Origin of the sequence: Nocardioides sp. InS609-2 (genome assembly GCF_023208195.1) — a bacterium.
Lineage (GTDB): Bacteria > Actinomycetota > Actinomycetes > Propionibacteriales > Nocardioidaceae > Nocardioides.
Genome location: NZ_CP060034.1, coordinates 3,925,212 through 3,949,505, shown reverse-complemented (window position 1 = coordinate 3,949,505; position 24,294 = coordinate 3,925,212). Strand labels below are relative to the sequence as shown.

Annotated in this window: 16 protein-coding genes and 1 pseudogene; 10 read left to right on the top strand and 7 right to left on the bottom strand. The window is 69.6% G+C overall.

Annotated features, from left to right (window positions below):
• Nucleotides 1-39: 39 nt before the first annotated feature.
• Nucleotides 40-1,596, bottom strand: a complete 1,557-nt coding sequence (locus tag H4Q84_RS20290; protein ID WP_248580880.1) for an amino acid adenylation domain-containing protein — start codon at nt 1,594-1,596, stop codon at nt 40-42.
• A gap of 205 nt (nt 1,597-1,801) precedes the next feature.
• Here H4Q84_RS20290 and H4Q84_RS23350 point away from each other — a divergent pair.
• Nucleotides 1,802-1,965: pseudogene (locus H4Q84_RS23350) on the top strand (hypothetical protein); the annotation flags it as partial.
• A 303-nt stretch (nt 1,966-2,268) separates the two neighbouring features.
• On the opposite strand, the gene H4Q84_RS20280 reads toward H4Q84_RS23350, so the two are convergent.
• Nucleotides 2,269-3,675 carry an IS1380 family transposase gene (locus H4Q84_RS20280; RefSeq protein ID WP_248580879.1) on the bottom strand — a complete coding sequence of 469 codons (1,407 nt, stop codon included), beginning with the start codon at nt 3,673-3,675 and terminating at the stop codon, nt 2,269-2,271.
• Nucleotides 3,676-4,195: 520 nt separating this feature from the next.
• Between H4Q84_RS20280 and H4Q84_RS20275 the strand changes: the two genes are divergently transcribed.
• Nucleotides 4,196-4,909, top strand: coding sequence for a phosphatidylglycerol lysyltransferase domain-containing protein (locus H4Q84_RS20275; protein WP_248580878.1), 714 nt, complete (start codon nt 4,196-4,198; stop codon nt 4,907-4,909).
• A 3-nt stretch (nt 4,910-4,912) separates the two neighbouring features.
• On the opposite strand, the gene H4Q84_RS20270 is transcribed toward H4Q84_RS20275, so the two are convergent.
• Nucleotides 4,913-6,838 (bottom strand): RiPP maturation radical SAM C-methyltransferase, encoded by a 1,926-nt coding sequence (locus H4Q84_RS20270; RefSeq protein ID WP_248580877.1) that lies wholly within the window; start codon nt 6,836-6,838, stop codon nt 4,913-4,915.
• A gap of 252 nt (nt 6,839-7,090) precedes the next feature.
• On the opposite strand from H4Q84_RS20270, the gene H4Q84_RS20265 reads away from it, so the two are divergent.
• From H4Q84_RS20265 to H4Q84_RS20230, 8 genes are all read left to right on the top strand, one after another.
• Entirely contained in the window at nt 7,091-8,413 is a 1,323-nt protein-coding gene (locus tag H4Q84_RS20265; protein ID WP_248580876.1) for an aminotransferase class III-fold pyridoxal phosphate-dependent enzyme, read from the top strand.
• On the top strand, nt 8,410-9,399 hold the full coding sequence (locus tag H4Q84_RS20260; RefSeq protein ID WP_349238380.1) for a TauD/TfdA family dioxygenase: 990 nt from the start codon (nt 8,410-8,412) through the stop codon (nt 9,397-9,399). Before H4Q84_RS20265 ends, H4Q84_RS20260 begins: the two co-directional genes overlap by 4 nt.
• An 87-nt stretch (nt 9,400-9,486) precedes the next feature.
• The gene (locus H4Q84_RS20255; protein WP_248580874.1) at nt 9,487-10,221 is read left to right on the top strand and encodes a hypothetical protein; all 735 of its coding nucleotides are present in this window, start codon (nt 9,487-9,489) and stop codon (nt 10,219-10,221) included.
• Nucleotides 10,222-10,248: 27 nt separating this feature from the next.
• Entirely contained in the window at nt 10,249-12,777 is a 2,529-nt protein-coding gene (locus tag H4Q84_RS20250; RefSeq protein ID WP_248580873.1) for an amino acid adenylation domain-containing protein, read from the top strand.
• A complete protein-coding gene (locus tag H4Q84_RS20245) occupies nt 12,774-14,258 on the top strand; it encodes a lyase family protein (protein ID WP_248580872.1) in 1,485 nt (494 codons plus the stop codon). Before H4Q84_RS20250 ends, H4Q84_RS20245 begins: the two co-directional genes overlap by 4 nt.
• A complete protein-coding gene (locus H4Q84_RS20240; protein WP_248580871.1) occupies nt 14,255-15,199 on the top strand; it encodes a hypothetical protein in 945 nt (314 codons plus the stop codon). The genes H4Q84_RS20245 and H4Q84_RS20240 overlap by 4 nt, the downstream gene beginning before the upstream one ends.
• The gene (locus H4Q84_RS20235) at nt 15,196-17,463 is read left to right on the top strand and encodes a pyridoxal-phosphate dependent enzyme (RefSeq protein ID WP_248580870.1); all 2,268 of its coding nucleotides are present in this window, start codon (nt 15,196-15,198) and stop codon (nt 17,461-17,463) included. The genes H4Q84_RS20240 and H4Q84_RS20235 overlap by 4 nt, the downstream gene beginning before the upstream one ends.
• 25 nt (nt 17,464-17,488) lie before the next feature.
• A complete protein-coding gene (locus H4Q84_RS20230) occupies nt 17,489-18,523 on the top strand; it encodes a GntG family PLP-dependent aldolase (protein ID WP_248583692.1) in 1,035 nt (344 codons plus the stop codon).
• A gap of 171 nt (nt 18,524-18,694) precedes the next feature.
• On the opposite strand, the gene H4Q84_RS20225 is transcribed toward H4Q84_RS20230, so the two are convergent.
• From H4Q84_RS20225 to vioD, 4 genes are all read right to left on the bottom strand, one after another.
• A complete protein-coding gene (locus tag H4Q84_RS20225) occupies nt 18,695-19,801 on the bottom strand; it encodes a cytochrome P450 (RefSeq protein WP_248580869.1) in 1,107 nt (368 codons plus the stop codon).
• An 88-nt stretch (nt 19,802-19,889) separates the two neighbouring features.
• Entirely contained in the window at nt 19,890-20,774 is an 885-nt protein-coding gene (locus H4Q84_RS20220) for a transglutaminase domain-containing protein (protein ID WP_248580868.1), read from the bottom strand.
• Nucleotides 20,771-22,744, bottom strand: coding sequence for an amino acid adenylation domain-containing protein (locus H4Q84_RS20215; protein ID WP_248580867.1), 1,974 nt, complete (start codon nt 22,742-22,744; stop codon nt 20,771-20,773). The genes H4Q84_RS20220 and H4Q84_RS20215 overlap by 4 nt, the downstream gene beginning before the upstream one ends.
• A complete protein-coding gene (gene vioD / locus H4Q84_RS20210; protein WP_248580866.1) occupies nt 22,741-23,868 on the bottom strand; it encodes a capreomycidine synthase in 1,128 nt (375 codons plus the stop codon). The genes H4Q84_RS20215 and vioD overlap by 4 nt, the downstream gene beginning before the upstream one ends.
• Between the last annotated feature and the right edge of the window lie 426 nt (nt 23,869-24,294).

Here is a 24,294-nt window from a genome sequence, read left to right as displayed (position 1 = left end):
ATCCTGCCCCCCATGGAAGCAAACCCGCAGGTCTGCGCCCTACGCCCGACCGAACCCCGACCCGGTGATCAAACTCGGGTCAAGCGCGGCGGCCGGCTCGCTGCGCGGGAGGGGCCAGGGCAGGGCATCGCGGTCGACCTTCCCGGACGTCTTGGTCGGCAGGGTCGCGACCTGGGCCAGCCGGGGGACCAGGGCGGCGGGCAGCGCGTGATGCAGGCCGGCGAGAGCCGCGACGCGGTCGAACTCGGCGTCGACGGCCACATAGCCGACCAGGAGCGTGTTGCCCGAGCGTGACCGGCGGACCGCGGTGGCCGCCCCGGTCACACCCGGCACCGCCAGCAGGGCGTTGTCGATCTCGCCGAGCTCGATCCGCCGGCCCCCGATCTTGACCTGGTCGTCGGCTCGCCCGACGAAGACCAAACCATCCTCCTCGAACCTGACGAGGTCGCCGCTGCGATAGGCCCGCAGCCAGCCGAGGGACGGCATCGCGGCGTACCGCTCGGCGTCGAGGACCGGGTCCAGGTAGCGCGCCAGGCCCAGGCCGCCGATGATCAGCTCGCCGGACTCGCCCGGCCCGACGACCGCACCCGTCGGGTCCACAACGGCCAGGTCGTAGCCGTCGAGCGGCAGCCCGATCCGCACCGGCGCACCGCCGCTGAGCCGAGCCCCGCAGGCGACCACCGTGGCCTCGGTGGGGCCGTAGGTGTTCCATACCTCGCGCGCGTCGGTAGCGAATCGGGCGCCGATCTCCGGCGGGCAGGCCTCGCCGCCCAGGATTAGAAGCCGGATGTCCGCAAGGGCCGCCACCGGCCAGAGCAGCAGCAGGGTCGGCACCGTCGAGACGACCGTCACGTCGTTGGCGACCAGCCAGGGGCCCAGATCCATCCCGCTGCGGACCAGTGACCTGGGTGCCGGGACCAGGCAGGCCCCATGCCGCCAGGCCAGCCACATCTCCTCGCATGAGGCATCAAAGGCGACCGACAGTCCCGCCATCACCCGATCCCCGGGCCCAAGAGGCCGGTCCTGGAGGAACCAGCGCGCCTCGGCATCGACGAAGCCGGCGGCCGAGCGGTGGCTGACCGCCACCCCCTTCGGGGTGCCCGTCGATCCCGAGGTGAAGATGATCCACGCATCGTCGGTGAGGGTCGCGGGCTCCCGGCCGACCGGGCCCCGAGGGGCTCCGCGCACGGTCAGAGAGACGGCCTCGCCGATAACGGCCACCACGGCCGCCTCGTCGAATACCGTGCGGGCGCGTTCGTCGGGATCGTCGGCATCGACGGGCACATAGGCGGCGCCGGCCATCAGGACCCCGAGGATGGCGACGTAGAGCTCCACGGTCCCGGAGCCAATCCGCACCCCCACCCGGTCGCTGCGGCCCACCCCCAGCTCGGCTAGGGCGTCGGCCACCTCGTGGGCTGACTCGGCGAACGCGGCGTAGGTCAGCACTTCCGCGCCGTTGTCGATGGCCGCGGCGTCCGGGTGCTGCCGGAGCGTCGCCTCGAACACGTCGACCAGCGTCCGCGGAGCCGGCGCCCGATCCCCCCGTCGAAGATTCGCCTGAACCGGTGCGGGATCGGCGGCGGGAGGCGGAGTCACGACCGCATGCTAACGGGATCGCATCAACGCCGTACCACGCCTTTGAAAGCCTCGTTGTCCTCGCCGCGTGCTGGCTGAGTGCGCCAAGCACTCCCATGACCAAGCAGGCGCCGAGAACTCGCCAGCTCGGAGCCGGCGATCAGCAAGATGATGTTGGAGTGGTCGAAGCGGCGTCCGCAACAAGCTCGGAACGGATGGGTAGGCGGTCTCGATGGCCGTCGTCGTCGCGACCGGGATCGCCGCCGACACCTCACGTAAGGTCCTCGGACTCGACGTCGGGGACAGCGCCCATAAGACGTACTGGCGCACGTCTCCAAGCCACACGCCGACAAGGTCGCCGCGGCGGTCCGCACGATCTTCGCCCAGCCCGCGTCCCAAGCAAGGAGCAGAGTGCCGCCAATCCGCTGCTCAGGAGTAGTGCCCTGACAAAAGCCGGCTCCTTCCGCATGTGAGTTTCGATTGCGCTGGAGGTCAGAAGGGGGGCATCCGACGCCCATTCTGCGCACCACGACCGGGGGCTAAGCCTGGGCTAAGCCTCGATCCACCGATGGGCGGGGTCGGAGTTGGTCGGTGGCGGTGACGAGGGTCTCCGAGGTCCTGGACATGTCTGAGCGCCGGCCTTGTTGCCGGGTCGTTCCGTTGTGTCCTTGATCGTGGCCGGATCGGCGGTGGTCAGATGGCCGCGATCTGGGGTGGGTCCTGGCCGTGCGTGAAGAGGCGTAGCCGGGCGTCTTGCCAGGGCCATCGGGTCGGTAGGTGCAGCGTGACTCGTCGTGCCGAGGACGCAATCCTGGCCGGGACAGTGATGAGTTTGCGCCGGATCGTGGCCGTCGTCGCGCGGGCCAGCGTTGGCCCGGTGAGGGTGGCTGCGGCGCGGGTGAGGTTGAACGCCATGACGGCCAGGACGAGCCAGGCTGCGTTCGCGGCGAACGCGGAGGGCAGGTGCGCGAGCGCGGAGTTCTTCAGATCGGAGTGGACCTGTTCGATGATCGCGTGGCCGCGGTGGGTCTTGTCCGCGGCCACCGTGTCGGCCACGTCGGGGTCGGTGGTGGTGAAGAACCCGTGGAAGCGCCAGGTGTCGAACAACGTCTCCTGGTCTCCTGCTTTGGCCGGGTTGAGGTCGGGAATCCTGCGCACGATCAGGCGCCCGGGCACGTGGTTGGTCTTCTTCTGCGCGGCGAACGGGGTGAACGGGATCTCGGCGACCTCCGCGCGGGAGACCCATCTGGCGGCCTGCTCGTCGTAGACGGCGTCGGTGTCCTCGATGGCGGTCCATGCGTCCTCACCGATCGTGGAGATCGCGGTCTTGATCCGGTTGTCCAGGCGCACGGTGACCGAGACGTCCGCACCCGCCTTGAGCGCGGCGGCGATGGTCGGGTGGCCGAAGAACGCGGAGTCGGCGCGCATCAGCGGCCGCAGACCAGACCCGCCCGGCAGCTTCTTGGTGGTCTTCAACGCATCGGCGACCAGTCGTTTCGCACCGCGTGGTGAGCCGCACGATCCCTTGCGGAGTCGTTGCGCCACGACCACCGGGGCGGTCTCTTGCGTGGACACGACTGCGAGCAAGGCGTTGAGGCCGCGGACTCCGGAGTAGCCGTAGCCGGAGCCCTGCTTGGTGTAGCCGTGGACCTCGATGATGGTGTCGTCGACGTCGACCAGCACCCGCCCGCTGGTGTCGGATGGGGTAGCGATCAGCGGTGTTTGGTCAGCGAGTCGGGCCAGGAACCTCGAGGCGACCGCGTCGAGCTGGCGGACGTGACCGAAGGTGAACGCGCGCAGGAACGAACCCAGCGTCGAGGGCGCGTAAGCGTGGGCGAAGACCCGGCCCATGCCACCGTGTCTCAGCAGGGCCATGTCATCGATGCCGTCCGCGCCAGCGACCATTCCCGCGACCAGGGATGCGACCTTCAGCCCAGCGTTCGCGCCCTTGTCGCTCGGCACCGTGAGGTGGTCCTGGGCAAGCTCATGCAGTCCTGCGGAGGTGGCCAAGGCCAGGACTGGGACCAGCCCGGCCGACGACACGAGATTCGGATCATCGAACACTGCCGTAGTCGCGCGGGGCGTGTGGCAAAGTTGCATCTACGAGATGCCCTTCGTACTGGTGCGAATTGGACCCTAGACAAGTCAAATTCTTCCAGCACGTAAGGGCATTCTCACTTCACGACGCGCTCAACCACTCAAGCTCATCGGTGGATCGAGGCTAAGCGGGCCAGGCGTGTCCTCGCCCGACCTTGCTTGGATGTCAGATCACCAGGATTCCACGATGATGCCGAGTCCACGCACGACGGGGACGCGAACCCCTATAGGCTGCGGCACATGGTTGCGACGCAGTGCCCGTTGCGCGACGGGCAAGTAGAGACATCCACAACGTTCGCAGGGCCAATCTGTGGGTGACGTGGATGTGCCCACCGTCGTCACTGGCGACATTCTGAGCGGTTTCCCGCAGAAGCGCCCTTTCGGCCCCGGCGAGATGGCGCAGACCTTACTGACCGCTGTCTGGAAGTGTCACGAACTCCCTTACGACTGGAACCCGAACTACGCTTGGTACCGGGGAGGGACCGGCGAGTTCGCCCTCGTCCTTGTCGAAGGATTCCTCGCGATGACGTACCCCTCCCCTATCTCCAGCGGCTCGGTCTCGCTGCTGTGGGGACGTGGCACCCCCGCGGACCTCGACGACCTTACCGCGCTCGGCATCGCGCCGTTCCGCGCCGACGCCGACACGGGGGCGCACGTCGAGTCCCTGCGGCACCCAGCCCCGTTCACCTGCATACCGAACCGGGACTTCGACGACTACGTCTACAACCTCGATGAGCAGCTGGGACTCAACGGACGTCGCTTCCGACACCGACGGCGGTGCCTGTCCGCTCTTGAGAGGGACTACGCCTCGGTCGAGGCGGTACCCCTCGTCCTGGGCGCAGCGGAGACCAATGCCGAGGTCTGGCGCATGTACGACGACTGGGCCACGGGACGCGAGGACTCCGCGACCATCGCAGCCGAGCGCCGCGGGCTCGCCCGAGTCCTGGAAAGGGGCGCGGACGCAGGGCTGCGGTGCCTGGGCCTGGATGTCGATGGGTCGCTGCGCGGCTTCGCCGTGTACGACGTGTTCGGCGAGCGGTCCACCGGGCACTTCATGAAGGCCGAGCACGACAGCGACATCACGGCAGGAACGATGCAGGCCCTTTTCGCAGCCGCGCACGAGGCGGGCGCAACCACGATGAACATCGGCTACGACGGCGGGCTGGCCAACCTCCGGCGGGCCAAGGACCAGCTCAAGCCCCACTGCATGGCCCGGATGGTGTGGCTCACCCCGTAGTGGTCACGACAGCGCCGCAGGTGCCGGCACCAGCTGGAGCAGCGCCCGGTCGTCCTCGACGGCGACATCATCGTCCGGCAGATCGAGCACCACGAGGCTGATCACCCGGTCGTCCTCCTCGAACAGCATGCCGTGCTCGCGCAGCACGGCGAGTCGGCTCAAGAAGACCTCGCCAGACTCCTCCGTACGCACCAGCGACTCCTCGGTCACCGGGGACGTGAGCCGCTCCAGTAGACGGAGCATGTCCGCGTCCACCGCGATCGCCTGCGTGGATCCCGTCCGTGTGTCGAGGATCGAGCGGCTCCCGTCAGCACCGACGCGCAGCTCGAGCACCGGTTTCAACGCCCCCGCGGTGGGCGCGCGCCTGCTCAGCCAGTCCTGGACCAGCTGGTTGACCTCGCCCACGTAGGCGAACGCCGAGTCCTGGTAGGCGCCAGGCCCGCGGTCGCGGAAGAAGTAGGCCAACTGGCTCACGTCGTCGGACGCGAACGGGAACGCCTTCTCGTAGAAGTCCAACGGGACGAGGTCGAGTCCGTACTTGTCCGGGTTGGTGAAGTACGGGCTGTAGCGGTCGAACCGGACGAGGAAGGCGGCCTGCGGCGGGGGCAGGTGCGTCAGCTGCGGGATGTCCGCGATGTATTTTTGATAGACCTCCTCGCGCTCACCGGGGAAGCCCATCAGCAGGTTCCACTCAGGTGTGATCCCGTTGCGCACGCAGTTCTTGAGGAACTGGATGTTCAGGAACGCCGTGGTGCCCTTACCCATCAGCTGGAGGGTCTCGGTAGAAATTGACTCGATGCCGGGCTGCACCCGAGTCACCCCCACACGCGCCATCGCGGCCATGTCCTTGGCGCTCAGAGGCAGCTTGACCTCGTAGAACACTGGCGGGCCGTCGGGCCGGTCGGGCAGCTTCGCGAACACCTCGCGTGGGAAGTTCTTAGGCAGGATGTTGTCGGTGCAAGAGAAGCCCCGCGCGTGCTCGCTCAGGCCGAACAACCAGGTGAACTGGCGCAGTGCGACCTCCGGTGACATCGCACGGTAGCCCATCCCGAGACCGTTGAGGCCGCAGAACGTGCAGTGCGAACGCTGGCCCCACCAGCACCCGCGCGAGGTCTCGAACATCAGTTCCGGCTTGACATCCGGGTCGGCGCTCAGCGCGCCGCACGCCCGCTCGAAGGCGTCGAGGTAGCTGGAGTGGTCGGGCTCGAAGAAGTCGTCAATGTCGCGGTCCCTACCGACGGCCGCCGCGAGGACGGGGTCCTCGATATTGGCCCGGGTGACGACGCCCGGAATGTCGTTGACCGCGTCGATCCCTCCCTCGAGGTAGCGCTGGACGAAGTCGGGAAACGTGTGCAGCGCGGGCCCGGAGAAGATCGCATCGACCGCGGGCACGTTGCGCACCAGGACCGTGCCCATGGGCGCCTCGCAGTTAGCACCACCGACCACTGCAACCGCCTGGGGGTTGCGTCGCTTCACAACCCTGGCCATCGCGAGCGACGCGTTGGTCTGGGCGAACATCGAGGTGAACCCGATGATGTCGGCGTCGGCCAGCGCGTGCTCGGTGCACAGTTGTTCGAGCAGCTCCGGCAGCCCCGCACGCAGCTCCAGCAGCCGCGCCTTGAAGTCACTTGCCCGGGGGCTGGTGTAGTAACGGTCGAAATAGGCGTCCGCATTGTCCTCCACGTGGGGAAAGGCGATGCCCCGGAACATCCACTCGCCGAGGCCGGTGAGGAGGTGCTGGATGTCCCCGGTGATCTCCTGGTAGGTATCCGCACCGAGGTAGCGGGCGACGTCGAGGTTGAGGGAGTGGACGGACACCTCGACTTGACCGCCGAACTCTCGGCGAGTCAGCGCGGCGAGCTGGCTGAGCGCGAACGACGGCCGATCCCAGTCGGCGAACGGCATGTTGACGAAGCTGATCCTGAGCATGCTGATCCTTTGGTCCTGGTGTCCTCGAGATGCCCGTGCACGTGCAGAGGCCGACCTGTGTCAGGCCCGGTCCCGCAGTGCGCCGGGCGAGGTCGCCCCTCGAGAAGTGCGACAGTCCTAACACGCATTCCACTTCACTTGCCGAGGACTGCGTCCTGCTATCTGATAGGACTGCGGACCCTCCGTCTCAAGGCATCGTGAGCGCCGACGGGGCGTTTATCGTGCCCACCTCGAGCACGGAGAGTGAGAACGATGTCGGATACCACGCGGGCCAGCGTCCTCTGGCGTCCATGGACCCCCATCACGCAGCAGGCGCAGTCGCTGCGCATCGTCGAGGCGCTCGGCAACCGGGTACGCGACGAGGACGGCAAGTGGTACATCGACGCCATCTCCGGAGTGCTCAACGCCTCGTGCGGACACGCACACCCGAGGCTGATCGAGGCGGCCACGAGGCAGATGGGCAAGCTTGTCCACTACGACCCCATGGTTACCACCCACGACCCGGCCGAGACCCTCGCCACGCGTCTCGCGGACATTCTTCCGGGCGAGCTCAATGAGACGGTCCTTCTCAACAGCGGCTCGGAGGCTACCGAGGCGGCCATGCGGATCGCCCTCCAGTACTGGCGCAACTGCGGCGAGGACCGCAACCGGGTGGTCACCTTCGAGGCGGGCTATCACGGCTCGACTTTCCTATGCCAGAAGCTCTCCGGGCTGCCGTTCACCGTTAGCGAGTGGCCCGAGCCGTTCCCGATCGACCGGGTGCCTCTGCCGGCGCCTGCGAGCGGGATGCAAACCCAGGAGGCGGCCGACGCGCTGGTCGCAGGCTTCGAGCAGGCCCTGCGATCCGGGCCCCCCGCCGCCGCGGTCATCGTCGAGCCGCTCCTCGGACTCGGCGGCTGCGTCGTCCTCCCCTCCGGTTTCCTGTCCCGCCTGCGTGCGCTCTGCGACGAGTACGGCGCGCTGCTGATCCTCGACGAGGTCTTCTGCGGCTTCGGTCGGACGGGCCGTATGTTCGGCTTCGAGCACGAAACCGTCACGCCCGACCTCGTCACGATGAGCAAGGGCATCAGCGGTGGCTACCTGCCGCTCGCTGCGGTGACCGCTACCTCGGCCATCAAGCAATCCTTCCTCTCGGAGCCGCTCGTCCAGGGCCTGCGATACGGGCACACCACGGGCGGGCACGCGGTGGCCGCCGCAGTCGCCAACACCGTCCTGGACGTGATCGCCGAGGAGCGCCTGGTCGAGAACTCGGCCACGCAGGGTCGCCGCCTCCTCGACGGCCTCGGCCAGTTCACCGACTCGCCCCTGGTGGCCGGCGTACGCGGGCTCGGGCTCGTCGTCGCACTCGAGGCGACCAGCGTGGAGGCAGGGGAGGCGATCGCCGAGACCATGGCGGACGAAGGCGTGATGGCACGCCACGAGCGCGGCGTCATCCGGATCGCGCCGCCCCTTACCATCAGCGCCCAGGAAACCGACCAGATCGCGCAGGCGGTGGGCGTCGCCATCGGACGGGGCGCCCCTGCGGCGCCCCTGCGGCGCAGCTCGTCGGCTGAGCGCAGAGAGCGGACTGAGTGAGCGGGAACGCAGCCGCGCTGCCTGGGGCCGGTGCGTCGTGGACCGATGCGGACCTGCCTGTCGTGCATGCGCCGACGGGCGATCCGATTGGCTGGCTGGCGGACGAGGCCCCGATGGTGCGGGACCTCGTACGACGACAGGGCGCGATCGTCGTCCGCGGGTCAGGGATCACCAGCCCCTACGACCTCGCGACGGCGCGAGACGCGTTGGGCCTCTCGCCGCACCGCCCCGCCGAGCACCTCGTTCCGCGCGAGAGCCTGGCGGGCGGGGTGGTGACGCCGATCAGATGGCCCGAGGACCGCGAGCGGTGCCCGTCCCAGGAGGGCGCCGGCAGCCTGCGGCCCCCGGCGTTGGTGCTGACAGCCTGCACCAAGCTGACCCGCTCCGGGTCGCAGCACCACATCAGCGACGTGCGGCGCCTGCCCGAGCTGCTCCCTGACGGCTTGGTGGACCGGGTCCGGACGTTCGGCTGGGCGGTGATCCGAACGTTCCACGAGGGATTCGGCATGTCGTGGCAGAAGGCGTTCTCGGTGTCGACGCGTGAGGAGCTCAAGCCGGTGCTCGACCGCGAGGACGTCAAGTCGACATGGCTGCCCGGGGGATCGCTGCGCACCATGCGGCACCGCGCGGCGTTCGTCGATCACCCCCGCACCGGCGAGGGGTGCTGGTTCAACGACCTCGCCTTCTACAACACCGGGAGCCTCGATCCGGTCGAGCGGGCGACCATGACGCAGGCCTTCGGGCAGGACCTCCCGATGCAGACGACCTACGGGGACGACCATCCCCTGTCGGAAGGCGAGCTGGCCCACCTCCAGGCTGCCTACACCGCCGTGCGCCGCGAAGTGACGTGGCAGGAGGGCGACCTGGTCGTCGCCGACAACCTGCTGACCGCGCAGGGCCGGCCGCCGCTCGTCGGGTCACCGCAGCTCCTGGTTGCCCTCGCGGACGATCCCGGTGCCGACCTCCTGGTGGCGGCACCCACGTGACCCCCATAGCTAGCGCCGCACCGACAGGACCGGCAAGGCGTCCCACATCCACAGAACAAGCAGCACCGACGTGCGAGGAGTAGAGAAATGGCGCAGATCAGGACCGACGCTGGCCTGCGGGAAATCAAGGACCTGCTCGACGTGGTGGTGGAGAAGTCCGACACGGTCAGCTTCGAGGCGAACGTCTCGGTCCTCCGCAGGCTCGCCGCGCCAGAGGAGCTGAAGAGCATGCTCGGGCAGATCATCGAGGACGAGGACCAGCTGGCCGAGATCGCGGCCCGGTCCTACTACCACGCCAACAACTTCTTGAAGCTCGTGCTGATGGCCGGCGACTCGGCCCCGTGGAAGCTGCGACTCCACGTTTGGCACCCGCAGCCGGACGTGACCGAGGAGATCGTCGAGGACGTGCACTCGCACCGGTGGGACTTCACCACCGCCCTGCTGGCCGGTGAGTACTGCGCTCGGGAGTTCCGCGTTGACGACACGGGCGACGAGCACCATCACCTGAAGTACCTGCCGGTGGGCGCCGACGAGTCCTTCAGCCTTGAACCGCAGGGCAAGGCCCGGCTGCTCAACGTGTTCGAGGCCGTGCTCCCCGCCGGGACGGTCTACCACATCAACCATGAGGTGCTGCACAACATCTCTCGCTCCGGCGGCGGAGCAGCGGCGTCGCTGGTGCTCCAGCGACCGGCCGTCACCGAGTTCACCAACGTATACCGCCGGACTCCGGTGGAGACCGAGGACAAGGTCGCTGTGAAGGTCGAGCGCCCCGGCCCGGCCGAGCTGCGCGAGGAGCTCCAGCGGTTCCTCACCTGGTTCTGAACCGACATCACGAGGAGGACATGGTTCATGAAGCAGGTGGAGGCGGTACGCATCGAACAGACGTGGGGCGTGGGCCCCCGAAGGGCGCTGCCCGAGCGTCGCGCGCACGAGCTGTTCGAGGAGTGGTCGCGGCGCACGCCGGACGCGATCGCCGCGGTGCACCGCCATGAGCGGTGGACCTACGCCGACCTCGACGCGGCCGCCGAACGCATAGCGGGTGCCCTCCAGTCCGCAGGTCTGCGCCCAGAGGGGGTGGTCGCAGTATGCAGCGAGCGAACGCTCGAGTGGCTCGCCGCGATCATCGGCATCTTCAAGGCGGGAGGTGTCTACCTGCCCATCGAACCGGCCTACCCGGACGATCGGATCGCCGGGCTTCTGCGACGCTCGGGGTCGACCCACGCCCTGCTCCCGGCCTGCGTCTCGTCCCGGACCTTCCGCGACGCGGGGGTGATCCCCCTGCCGCTGACGCCCGCCGCAGAGACCGCCCCACGGCAGGTGGTCCCGGTCAGCGACTCCGACCTGGCCTACATCTACTTCACCTCCGGCTCGACCGGTGAGCCCAAGGGTGCCGCCTGCGAGCACGCCGGGATGCTCAACCACCTGCTGGCCAAGATCGAGACCTTCGAGCTTCGTCCGGGCTTCGTGGTCGCCCAGACCGCCTCGCAGTGCTTCGACATCTCGCTCTGGCAGGCATTCGCTCCGCTGCTTGCCGGTGGGTCGACCCTGATCGTCGACCCCGAGGCCGTCCTCGACGTGTCGTTGCTGCTGCGGCTGCTCTCCAAGGAGCAGGTCGCGGTGCTGCAGGTCGTGCCGAGCTATCTCGACGTGATGGTGACCCGGCTCGAGGCCGGGGACGAGGTGCCGGGCACCCTGCGGATGCTGGGCGTCACGGGAGAGGCGGTCACCGCGGCCGTGCTGCGCCGGTGGTTCGCCCGCTGCCCCGCGATTCCCGTGGTCAACGCCTACGGAGCGACTGAGGCCTCCGACGACACCACCCACGAGGTGATCACGAGCGTCTCCGACGACGACCTGGTCAGCGTCGGCGTCCCGATCGCCAACGTCCTGGTCGACGTGGTCGGCGCCGACGGCCTCCCGCTGGACGAGGACGGCGTCGGGGAGATCACGTTCTCCGGGGTGTGCGTCGGGCGTGGCTATGTCAACGATCCTGTCCGGACCGCCGAGGCCTTCGAGGACGACCCCGTCCGCCCCGGACTCCGCCGTTACCGCAGCGGTGACTACGGACAGTGGCTGCCCGACGGGCGACTGCGTTTCATCGGCCGTCGCGACGAGCAGGTGAAGATCAGCGGCATGCGCGTCGAGGTCGGCGAGGTTGAGGCGCAGCTGCTGCGCGTCCCCGGCGTCCGCACAGCGTGCGTGATCGTCATGCCGGACGGCTCAAGCAAGCGCCTGGCCGGGTTCTACATCGCGGAGTCGCCGCTGGAAGACGTCGCCAAGTCACTCGGCGAGTTCGTCCCACAGCATCTGGTCCCTCGCACCTTGCGGTGGATGCCCGAGCTGCCTCTGACCGACAACGGCAAGGTGGACAAGCGCGCCCTGGCGGACCTGGAGACCGGGTGCGGGACGGGCACGAGTGTCACACCCCCGCAGAATCCCGTCGAGCGCCGGATCGCCACGGCCTGGGCGGAGGTGCTCGGAGTGCCGCTCGATGAGATCGACCGCAACGACAACTTCTTCGAGCGCGGAGGCGGCTCCCTGGCCGGTATCCGGCTCGCGGTCCAGCTGTCCGGGCTCGTGTCGCTCGTGGATCTGATGAAGCACCCCGTGCTGGCCGACCTCGCCGCGGCCGTCGAGCAACCGCAGGACGGCGCCTCCCTCCTCCAGCCTCTCGCCCGGCCCGAGGCTGCCTCCGCTGCTGCCCTGGTGTGCCTGCCCTACGAGGCCGGCAACGCCCTCAACTTCGACGCCCTCGCACGCGCGACCGCCCTCGACGACCTGGCGGTCTGGGCGGTCGAGCTGCCGGGCCACGACATCGCGCGTCCCGACGAGAAGCTATGCGACATCGATGAGCTGGCCCGTCGGCTGAGCGAGGAGATCATCGAGCGGGTCGACGAGCCGGTCGTCCTCTGGGGACACGGCGCAGGGAGCGCGCTGGCGCACGCCACCGCACGTCACCTGCAGTTGGCCGGAGCAGCGCCCCGTCACGTCATCCTCGCGGTCGGTGCCGGGGAGCCAGCCGACGAGGCCACCGACGTCGGCACCTGGCTGCGCGAGTCCGGTGCGCTCACCGACGTCGACCACGCCCGGCCGATCCGCGGGGAGATCATCGAGCGCGCCTTCCGTCACGACGTGGACCAGGCCGAGGCCTACTACGGCGGCCTGGGGCGCGAGCCGGTAGATGTGCCCACCACGGTCGTCGCCGTCCCCCGCGCTCCCGGCGAACGTGAGGTGGCCGCGGACCTCACGACGTTCTTTCCCATGGCCCGGCTCGCCCCACTGTCCGGCCTGGACCGCTACTTCGTGCGCGGCCGGGCGGCCGTGGCCGCCTCGCTCGTGCGGGACTCCCTTGCCCTCGTCCGCGACGGCAGTGCCCCGTGAGCGTGTCCGGGCGCGTCGCCGGGACACCCACGGAGTTCGTGCGGCGCGAGTTCCTCGAGCCCCAGTTCCGCCACGAGCTGGAGCACCTGCTGCCGTGGTACGTCCTCATCGAGAAGGCGCTACTGACTGAGTACCACCGTCTCGGGGTGCTGTCCTCGGGCGAGGTGACCTGCCTCACCGTAGGGCTGCGCGGGTTGACACAGCAGAACGTCGCTGCCTGCGCCGACGAGTCGCTCACCGACATCGCCTTGGCCATTGAGGCCCAGGTCGTCGCCGACTCCGACCCCGTTCCGGCCTGGCACGTGGACCGCAGTCGCAATGACCTGCAGGCGTGCGCGCAACTGCTGCACGTGCGCGCCCAAGTGAAGAGCATGGCCGCTGGCTTCGACCGGCTCGCTGAGGCGGCGATCAGGCGCGCGGGCGAGGACATCACCTCGCCGATGCCCGGCTACACCCATCTCCAGGCCGCGCAGGTGGTCAGTCCGGGGTTCTGGCTCTCCGCCCTGGCCGACCACGCACTGGCGACGTCGTCGCGCCTGCTCTCTACCTACGACCGCATCAACCTCTCGCCCCTGGGTGCAGGCCCGATGGCCGGCCAGGAGCTGGCGTGGGATCGGCAGTTGTTGGCCGAGGCGGTGGGCTGCACCGCCCCCGCTCCCCACGCGCTGGCGGCGGTCGCCTCGCGATCGTGGCTGCTCGACGTCGCCGCCGACCTGTCCACCGCGGGTGTGGGACTCAGCCGCTTCCACACCGACCTCATGGCCTGGCTTTCCAGTGCCTACGGTCTGGTCGAGCTGCCCGACGACCTGGCCGGCATCTCGGCGTCCATGCCGCAGAAGAAGAACTACCCGATCCTCGAGCGACTGCGCGGCCGGACGGCGCACCTCGTGTCGTTCTATGTCGACCTCGCCACCGCGCAGCGCAACACGTCGTACAGCAACAGCGTCGAGGTGTCGAAGGAGGCGGGGCGCCACGCGACCACGGCCTTCGCCGAGGCGCTCGCCGTCGTGGACGGCACCGTCCTCGTGGTCGATCAGCTCCACTGGCGCGTCGACACGATGCGCGCTTGGTGCGAGCGCGACCACTTCGGTGGGTTCAGTCTCGCCAACCAGCTCACCCTGCGCGCTGGCATCCCGTGGCGGACCTCCCAGGTGGTGGCGGGACGCTACGTCGTCGCTGTCCTCGAGCAGCACGACGGTCGCGACGACGCCGGGCTGCTGGGTGACGTCTGTCGTGCCGCCGGCCATCCGCTCGACGACCCCGGGTCGTTCCTCGAGGCCTCCCTCGACGTGGACGGCCAGCTGGCGGGCAAGTTATCGCCCGGCGGCACCGGCCCCGACGCGATGCGGGCGCTGCTCGGGGACCAACACGAGCGCAGGGTCGCCCTGGAGCGGGAGTGGGCGACCCGCGCGTCGACGGTCGACGCGGCCGCGGCCAAGACCGATGCCGCACTCGACGCGTTGGCCGAGCTCAGCACATGACCCGGCAGCTGATCCGACCCGAGCGACCTCGTCCGGCCTCCCGTGCACGTGGCTCGGCGGTCAGCTCGGCCTTCGGCACCTTCGGCGAGCTCTTGCAGGGCGCGCTGCCCGAGGGCCCCGACTTCCTGGTCACGCTCCCCATCGCTCGTTGGTCCACCGCCGAGTTCGAGTACGACGGCGCCCGCGAGGGCGTCGAGACCTCGCCAACGTCGAAGACCAAGGCCCAGCGCGTCGCCGAGGCGGTGCTCGCCCGCCACGGTGCGGACGGTGGTGGGTCGCTGCGGCTGAGCGGGTCGCTCCCTGAGGGTCGCGGCCTGGCCAGTTCCTCGGCCGACCTGGTGGCCACCGCGCGCGCGGTCGCCGGGGCCATCGGCGTCGACATGCCGCCCGCGCTCATCGAGGATCTGCTGCGACCGATCGAACCCACCGACGGCGTGATGTACCCCGGCGTGGTGGCCTTCGACCACCGCGACGTCGTGCACCGGCGCACCCTGGGCGTGCTGCCGCCCATGACGATCGTCGGCATCGACGAGGGAGCGACGGTCGATACGGTCGCATTCAACGCGATCCCCAAGAACTTCACCGACCGCGACCGCGACGAGTACGCCGCACTCCTCGCCGCCCTCGGCGCCGCCGTGCTCGTGGGGGACACCTCCACCATCGGTCGCATCGCCACGCGCAGCGCGCACCTCAACCAGCGGCTCTGCCCCAAGCGATCGCTCCACGCGATGACCGCCCTCAGCGCGGAGGTGGGCGGGGTGGGCGTCGTCGCGGCGCACAGCGGGTCAGCCATCGGGCTGCTGCTGCCGCAGCACATCCCTGCCTACCGCGCCCGCTTGGCCGAGGCGATCACTCGCAGCCGCCAGCTGGGGCATGGGCAGGCACTGCTGGTGTGCCAGACCCTGGATTTCGACCCCGCCGACATCGGAGCAGAACTGTGAAGTACGACGACCTCGTCGACGCGATCGGGCATACCCCGGTGGTCCGACTGCGCACCGGGCCCGCGACCGCCGCGGTCTACGCCAAGCTCGAGATGCACAACGTCTTCGCAATGAAGGACCGCGTCGCCAAGCGTGTGATCCTCGAGGCGCGCGCAAACGGCCTCCTGCAACCCGGTGCCCCGATCTTCGAGAGTTCCTCGGGCACGATGGCGCTGGGCCTCGCGTTGGTCGGCACGCTGCTCGGCCACCCGGTCCACATCGTCACCGACCCGCGGATCGACGAGGTCACGCTGGCCAAGCTCCGGTCGCTTGGCTGCTCCGTGCACGTTGTCGATGCGATGACCTCCCACGGCTGGCAGAGCGCGAGGCTGACCCGTCTCGCCGAGCTGATGGCCGAGCGCGACGACGCGTTCTGCCCCCGCCAGTACTACAACCCGCAGAACCCGCTCGCCTACGGCGCGCTGGCCGACGAGCTGGTCGCCGACCTAGGTCGCGTCGACGTGCTCGTCGGCGCCGTCGGGAGCGGTGGCTCCCTCTGCGGCACGGCGCGCGCACTGCGACGCGCGCAGCGAGCCGCCGGCATCACCGATCCGGTACGGGTCATCGGCGTGGACGCGGTGGGCAGCGTCCTGTTCGAGCAGCCCGACCGTCCCGGCCGCCGTCAGAGCGGCCTGGGCAACAGCCTGCTGCCGGGCAACCTGAGCCATGCCGAGATCGACGAGGTGCACTGGCTCAACGACCACGAGGCATTCGCCGTTACCCGCGAGCTCGCCCGCGATGAGTGCATTTTCGCCGGCAACTCCTCGGGGTCGGTCTACCAGGTGCTCCGTCACCTGGCTTGGACGCTGCCGGAAGGCGCCACAGCGGTCGGCATCTTCCCCGACCGGGGCGATCGCTACGTCGACACCATCTACTCCGATGACTACTGGGACCGGGCCGACCTGCGGTCCCTGCCGATCCGTCCCGAGCCGGAGCAGGTCGCCTACGGGACCGAGGTGGCGCAGTGGTCGTGGGCGTCGGTACCTTCGACCCCCCGTCGGCGGCTCCTGTTCGTCGAGTCCAACACCACCGGCACCGGCATGCTCGCCATGACACGCGCCCGCGAGCTGGGCCTGACCCCCGTGCTGCTGACCTCCTCTGCCGCGCGCTACCGGGGCGTCGCGGAGACCGACTGCGAGATCATGCGGTGCGACACCAACGACCAGGCTGCCCTGACGGCTGCCCTGCGCGAGGCGTTCGACGCGCGGGAGGTCGCCGGAGTCACCACGAGCAGCGAGTTCTACCTCGGGGCCACGGCGGTGCTCGCGGCAGAGCTCGGTCTCCCGGGCAACCCGCCCGAAGCCGTGCGCCGGTGCCGCGACAAGTCAGAGACCAGGAAGGTGCTCACGGACGCGGGACTTCCCCAGCCGGTCTCGGTCCCCGTCTGCACCGCGGCAGACGTCGCTGCCGCCGTCGCCCGCACGGGACTCCCCTGCGTGGTCAAGCCCGTGGCCGACTCGGCGTCGACTGGCGTGCTGCGGTGCGAGACCCTGGAGAAGGCCGTCGAGCAAGTCACCCTCCTGCTGCGCCGGACGCACAACGTGCGGATGCAGCGACAGCCCGCCGCGGTGCTAGTCGAGCAGCTCGTGAGCGGCGCGGAGGTCAGCGTCGAGACGATCTTCGTCGACGGCCGTTGCCATGTCGTGGGCATTACTAGGAAGGACCTGTCACACGGCCCGGCCTTCGTGGAGCTGCGACATGCGTTCCCCGCCGTGCTCGAGGAGACCACGGCTGGCGAGATCGAGCGCGTGGTGATCGAGGCTCTCGAGGCGGTCGGCGTCCGCCACGGGGTGTGCCACACCGAGGTGCGGTTGGCCGACGCCGGGCCCACCGTCATCGAGATTAACGCCCGCCCGGCCGGCGGGATGATCCCTGAGCTCATCAGGCTCGCGGGCGGCCCCGACCTGCTCGATCAGCAGTTGAGGGCGGCGATCGACCTGCCGATGACCGTCGGAGACCTGCGGACAAGGACAGCCGGCATCGCATTCATCACCAGCACGACCGACGGCGAGGTGTCCACCGTTGACGGCCTCGAGGAGGCCCGGACCCGTGATGGTGTTGCGGCGGTGCACACCAGCTGCCGTCCCGGCGACCGCGTACGCGCCGCCGCCGACGCCTACGACCGGCTGGGCCACGTGATCGCCACCGGGGGGTCGATCGAGCAGGTCGACCGCACCCTCGACCTGGCAATGGCCGGCATCACCGTCCGACTGACCGACGACTGAGTAAGGACCGACTGACGTGATCGAGATGCGGAGCGACACCTTCACGCTGCCCACCCCCGAGATGTTCACCGCCATGACGCGGGCCGACCTCGGAGACGACGTCTACTCCGAGGACCCGACCGTCAGGCGGCTGGAGGAGCTTGCGGCCGAGCGGCTCGGCAAGTCCGACGCCTGTCTGATGCCCAGCGGGACGATGGCCAACTTGACCGCGATGATGGCGCATGTGCCGCGGGGCGGGAAGGCCATCGTCGGGGACGAGAGCGACATCTACCTCTACGAGGCCGGCGGGGCGAGCGTTTGCGGCGGGATCATCTACGAGCCGGTCCGCACCCAGCCCGACGGCACGCTCGACCTCGCCGACCTCGCCGGGGGTTGGCCGCCCGACCTTGACGACCCGCAGTTCGCCCTGCCGGGGCTGATCTGCCTCGAGAACACTCACAACCGGATGGGCGGGCGGGTGCTGGACCCCGGCTACCTCGACGCCGTACGACGTTTCGCTGACGACCGCGGCGTCCCGCTGCACATGGACGGGGCCAGGATCTTCCACGCGGAGGTGGCTAGCGGCGTGCCCGCGGCGGAGATCGCCGCCTTCGCCGACTCGCTCCAGTTTTGCCTGTCCAAGGCGCTCTCCGCGCCGATCGGGTCGATCCTGGCCGGGGACGCCGAGGTTGTCGCCCGGGCGCGTCGGCTGCGCAAGATGCTCGGCGGCGGCATGCGCCAGGCCGGTGTGGTCGCGGCAGCCGGCATCGTGGCCATGACCTCGATGATCGACAGGCTCGCCGAGGACCACGCCCTGGCGGCGGACCTAGCCCAACGGCTGGCCGACATCGACGGGATCGACATCGACGCCGGCTCGGTCGTGACCAACATCGTGCTGTTTCGGGTATCCGCCGGCGACCTCGACGAGAACGCCGTCGTCGACCTTGCCCGCGAGAGTGGCCTGGCCGTGGGCGAGTTCGGCCACGGCCGGATCCGCGCGGTGACGCATCGCGGCCTCCGGCCCGCCGACGTGCGCGATGCAGCCGACATCCTCGCCGGCATCGTCAAGGAGGCCCGCTGAGCCTCAGCAAGGTGGAGGAAGCTGGGGCAGCAGGTCGACGTGCTCCTCGCAGAGAGCCCTTCTGCGCGACGACCCCCGTGGCGTCGTTCGCCCTCACGACCATGCCCTACCAGACGGAGGTCCAGCACGCGCACCCCGAGGAATCCCGGGGCGTCAAGGACCTCCGCCGGCTCAGCCAGGGATGCGCACGACCAGCTCGCTGAACCCGCGATAGGTGCGGTTGGCCTTCGGGGTCGCAGAGACCACCCGGGCGCCGGGCGCCTTCTCCACGAGTTGACGGACGACCTCGTCCCCTACCAGGCGCGCCAGCGGTGCGCCGATGCAGCGGTGGACGCCGTAGCCGAAGGCTAGGTGGAGCGCCTTGTCCTCCAGGGGACCCGGGCCCCCGCTCGGCAACTCCGGATCCCACGTCAACATCCCGGGCCGATCGAGGACGTCAGTGCCGTCGAGCGCGATGAGCACCGCGCTCCCCTCAGGTATGGCTGTGGACGCGATCGACGTCGCGCGGTCCGCCATCCGCGCCACGTGCCCCAGGGGCGCCCAGTGCGACAGGGTGCGCTCGATGAGGGCGCTGCGCTCCCCGACGGTCGACGGGGAAACGTCGGACTCCATCATGTATTTGCAGGCGAAGCCCAGGAGGCCGACCGTCGTCTGCAGCCCGCCGAACACCATCATCGCGGCGGTCGCTACGCGGTCCTCCCTCTCCCCCGACGCCAGGCTCAGCAAGCCACCGGGAGCCGACTCGGCCGAACGGACGAACTCGCTCAACTCCACGATGGCGACCTGGGCCTCCATCGCGAAGTCGGGACGGTAGGACGCGCCTAGGAACTTCGACAGCGCGAGCCCCCACCGCTGCAGCGACTCCTGTGAGGCCGACTCGAACCCGAGTATCAGCGCGATCGCACGCGCCGCGACCTTGTCCGCCACCTCGGTGACGAAGTCGAACTCCGTAGAGCGCATTGCCTCGTCCAGCACGTCCTCCACGATCGTCGCGACCTCCGGTGCCAGGTCACGGATGTTGCGCGGGGAGAAGAGGGGACGTACGGCCTTGCGTGCCGTTTGGTGGTCGGCGCCGTCGCGGAAGATGAACCAGCGCTCGACAAGGGCGACCAGGTCGGGGCACTCGTCGCGGACCACCTCCGGCAGGTAGCTCAGGTTCATCGGCTGGAAGGTGTCGCTGGTGAGGGCGGGGTCGGCCATCGCGGCACGGGCCGGCTCCAATCCCCACACAACGTAGCAATCGAGCTCGTCGTGGTAACGCACTCCGCTGGGTTCCATGGACACTTCCTTCCGGCACTGGGACGTGATCGCTGGGTCGGGCTCCGCCTCGCCGAAGACGCTCCGGTCCGTCATCGACGCCACGCCGTCAGCTCCCGCCGGGTTGGGTCTTTGGCACCCGCAGCCGCTCGTCGGCCCACAGCTGCTCGAGCTCGGTCAACCTCGTGTCGGGCGCGAGCGTAAGCGTGCCCAGACCGTCGAGGAGGGCCGCCAGCTCGCCGCCGACGGTGTCGCCCGGTCCCGGCATCGCACCCCAGGTATCGTCCGGCAACATCTCCAGGCGCTGCAGCGCCGCTGCGTCGCGCATCAGGTTGGCGGCGACGTACCACTCCCCGAAACGACCCGTGATGCTCAGGCCGAACGCCCCCGGATCGGCCGTGCCCGCACGACACCGGGCCCATGCCTCACCCGCGACGAGGAACCGATCGCGGGGCACGTCCAGATGGTCGAAGTCGATCTCGAACATGCTCCGCTGCATCGCGTCGACCTGGGCGTCGACCAGCACCCAGCGCCGCTCGTCGGGGTGCCAGTACTCGCAGACCCAGTGGTCCTCGAACCGGCCCTCGCTGAAGTAGCCCGCGAAGCCGCACCGCGCCCGGGCAGGGGTTCCCTGGACTCGCAGGGTGGCGACGAGGAGCATCACGAAGTGCCAGCAGTTGCCGGCAACCCGGCTCGTGGCCGCCCGAGGCTGGTCGAAGGGTCGCCCGTCCCGTGCGGCGACGAAGTCCAGCACCCGTTCGACCGAGCGGTGGTGCGCCGTCCCGTAGTCCTCGTCGGTGAGCACGACGCCGTACGCCGGTGCGATGTGCTCGTGCACCACCAGGGCGTGGTTGATCCTCGTGAGGCGGTCCACGTCGCGCGGGAGCGCCTCGACCAGCGGGCGATGACGGCCCACGTCCGTGGCGCCGCTCGGCTGGGCGTAGAGGTGGAGCGTCGGTGGCCTAACGCCGGCGACCTCCACCCGTGCAGTCATCGGACGACCCGCTCTCGGTCGAGGTGTGCCGCGAGATGCTCGACGGTGGAGTGCTCGAGGAGGTCGGTCGCGCGCACCGGCTCCCCGGAGTCGCGCAGCAATCCGGCGACCTGCAGGGCAAGCAGCGAGGACCCGCCCAGAAGGTAGAAATCGGCCGTCGGCGAGGTCACGGGCACTCGGAGCACCCGGCTCAGAACGTCTGCGACCATTTGCTCGGTCGCGGTCAGGCTCCGGCCAGGTACCGCCTGGCTGGCGCGCACCTGGTCGAGGTGCTCGAGCAGGCGGTCCCGGTCGAGCTTGCCACTGGGGGTGAACGGCATGCTGCCGACCGGCAGGACGATGTGCGGGACCATGTAGGCAGGGAGCCTCTCCGACATCTCGGCGCGCAGCGACGCGGGTCCGTCTTGGCCGCCCACGACGAAGCAAACGAGTTGGGTCGGCGGGTCCCCGATGGTCATGACGGCGGCGTCGCGCACCTCCCGGCACGCCTTGGCCGCCATCTCGACCTCCTCGAGCTCGAGGCGGTACCCCGAGATCTTGACCTGCCGGTCCGCCCGGCCGCGGAACTCCAGCACCGGCGTGCCGTCGATGTCGCGCACCAGCCGGGCCAGGTCACCGGTCCGGTAGAGGCGCTCCGTCGTGTCGCCGAAGACGCAGTGGTCGAGCCAGGCCTTCCGCGTCGCCTCCTCCGAGCAGTAGCCCTGCGCCAGCCCTGCCCCAGCGATGTAGAGCTCGCCCTGCTCACCGACCGGGCACAGGCCGCCATCGTCGTCGAGCACGTAGAGGCGGTAGTGGGGCAGCGGCTTCCCGATCGGCACCTTGCCCTCGGTCCGCTCGGGAGGCACGACGATATGGGTCGCGTTGACGGTGGCCTCGGTCGGGCCGTAGACGTTGTTCAGCAGGCCGGGCGACCGGACGACGTCGTACCACTGCCGCGTGCTCCGGTAGGTGAAGCTTTCGCCCCCGACCAGGGTCCACCGCAGGTGTGGGAGGTCGCGCAGGCCTGGGCTGGAGACGGCCGCGTCGAGCATGTGAAACCAGTGGGAGGTGACCATGTCGAGGTGGGTGATCTCCTCCTCCTGAAGCCAAACCAGCAGCTCGTAGGAGTCGAGGAGGGCCACGTCGGGCATGACCACCAGGCAGGCGCCGGCGGTCCATGCGGGGAATATCTGCTGCACCGAGGGATCGAACGTCAACGGAGCGTTCTGCGCCACGCGGTCACCCGCGACGGTCCCGTGGCGGTCGTGGAACCAGCGCACGAGGTTGAGCAGGCTGGACTCGGCGACACGCACGCCCTTAGGACGCCCCGTCGTGCCGGAGGTGTAGATGACGTATGCGGTGGTGTCCTCTGGGGCCCCCGTACCCGCCGTCGCCTCGACTGGCGGTGCGGGCTGGTAGGCAGCCGGGACCCCGGACCAGTCCTGCCACCCGTCCATTGCGCCGCCCTCGTCGAGCACGGCGCACGTCGGTACCAGGCCGGTCAACGCCTGCAACTTTGGTGCGCTCGAAACGTCGGAAAGGACGGTCGAGGCCCCGCAGTCCTCCAGCATCAGCCGGAGCCTGTCCGTGGGGTCGTGGGGGTTCAGCGGGACGTAGGCGGCGCCCACGGAGATCACGGCAAGCAGCGCCGGGTAGGGCACGACCGTCCGGGTGGCGACCACGGCGACGGTGTCCCCTGCCCCGACGCCCGAGCCGCGAAGGTAAGTGGCCAGGGCATCGGCCCGCTCGTGGAGCGCGGCGTAGGTGAGTACCAGGCCGTCGGCAGACACGGCGGGAAGATCACTATGGTCCCGGGCGGCCTGCGCCAGCCAGGGCAGCAACCTCGACGGGTGGTCGCCTGGGGCCTCCGCGGTGCGGTTGAAGTCAAGCCACGCGGCGCGCTCGACCTCGTCGAGGTCGGCGTCCCCCGGCCGTGCGAACGGGCCCGGCGGCGAAGGCGCGGCCCGGTCTTCGTCGCCCCTCGTCGTCATCGCCGGCTCCACTGCCGGACGACGCGCGCGAAGACGTCCAGCCCGGCGGCCACGTCGGGCCCGGGAGCGCCAAAGCCAAGCCGAACCCGGTCCGGGTGGTCGAAGCACTCGCCGGGGACGGTGAGGACGCTGTGCTCGTCGGCCAGGACCTCGCACAGCGGCCTGGTGTCCTCGAGCCCAAGGACCTGCGGGAAGAAGGTTACGCCCCCGCCGGGGGCGACCCCGGCCACGATGTCGCCGTTGGCCGCCAGCCAGTCCGCCACGTTGGCACGGTTCCCCCGGACCTCCGCCAGTCGCGGCCCGAGCACGGCGTCGGCGTTCTCGATCACCCGCGCCGCGATCTCCTCCAGCAGGGGCGAGGTGTTGAGGGTGACGTAGTCGCGCATCCGGACCAGCTCAGGGGCAAGCGTGGACGGCGCGATGCACCATCCCACCCTCAGCCCCGGCAGGCCGTACGCCTTGGAGAGGGTGCCGAAGGAGACGCAACGCTCGATGGTGCGCGAGGGATCGGGCAGGGGCTCGGCCTCGTGCACCAGTTCGGCGAAGGCGGCATCCCACAGCAGGTAGGCGTTGCTGTGGTCGACGATCGCGAGGAGCTCGTCGTACTCGGGTGCGGTGAGGGTGATCCCACTGGGGTTGTGCGGGAAGTTGACGATGACGGCGCGGGTGCGGGGACCGATCAGCGAGCGCAACGCCTCGAGGTCGGGCCGACCGCCCGTCAGGTCGAGCTCCCACCTGACCAGCGTCGCGCCTGCCGACGCGGCGAGCGCTGTGAGCGCGTGGTAACTCGGCGTAGTGACCACGACCTCGTCGCCGGCGCCGACGAGGGCGGAGACCGCCAGGAGGATGGCTTCCGTGGAGCCGTTGCACACCAGCGGCTCGTGGCTCGGACCCGGCTCGAACCTCTCGATCAGCGCAGTGCGCAACCTGTCTTGCCCGGACGACGGGGAGTCGCGGAAGACCAGGTCGTCAAGCTCCTCGGCGGCCAAGCCGGTCAGCCCACGGACCTGGCCGAGGGTGTAGGGGTGGACCCCGCTGCTGCTGATATCCACGCGTGCGTCGAAGTAGCGCACGCGGAACCAGTCCTCGAGCGCGGCCGCGGGGACCTGTCCCAGAACGGTCACTGGGCGGTGCCCCTACGCGGACATAGATCTGCGAGTTGCCGGGCCACGGCCGCCTCCTCCTGCTCGTCCAGCCCTTTCAGGAGCTGGAACCGGATCTCGTGGATGCTCGAATCGGATGGGCGCCCCCAGGGCGCCGACGAATTCCTCACTGTAGGACCGCGTGTTATGTCCAAGGCACTGACAGATGCAAGGGTCCGCGGTGCCCGCCCAACCCCTTCTGGGGTCCCGTGCGCCCTGACAAATGCTAGCCGCGAGGACTACCGGACCCGGCCTATCGTCGCGCGGTGACGACACCCGCGGGACGATTACGGACGTCAGCACCCTTCGTTGCGCAGCCGACGTCCCGACGAACCAAGCACCTTGCTCCACCCGGGTCGAGTTGACCGCGGCTACGTCGTACCGGGCCCGCGGCCTGCTGACCACCAC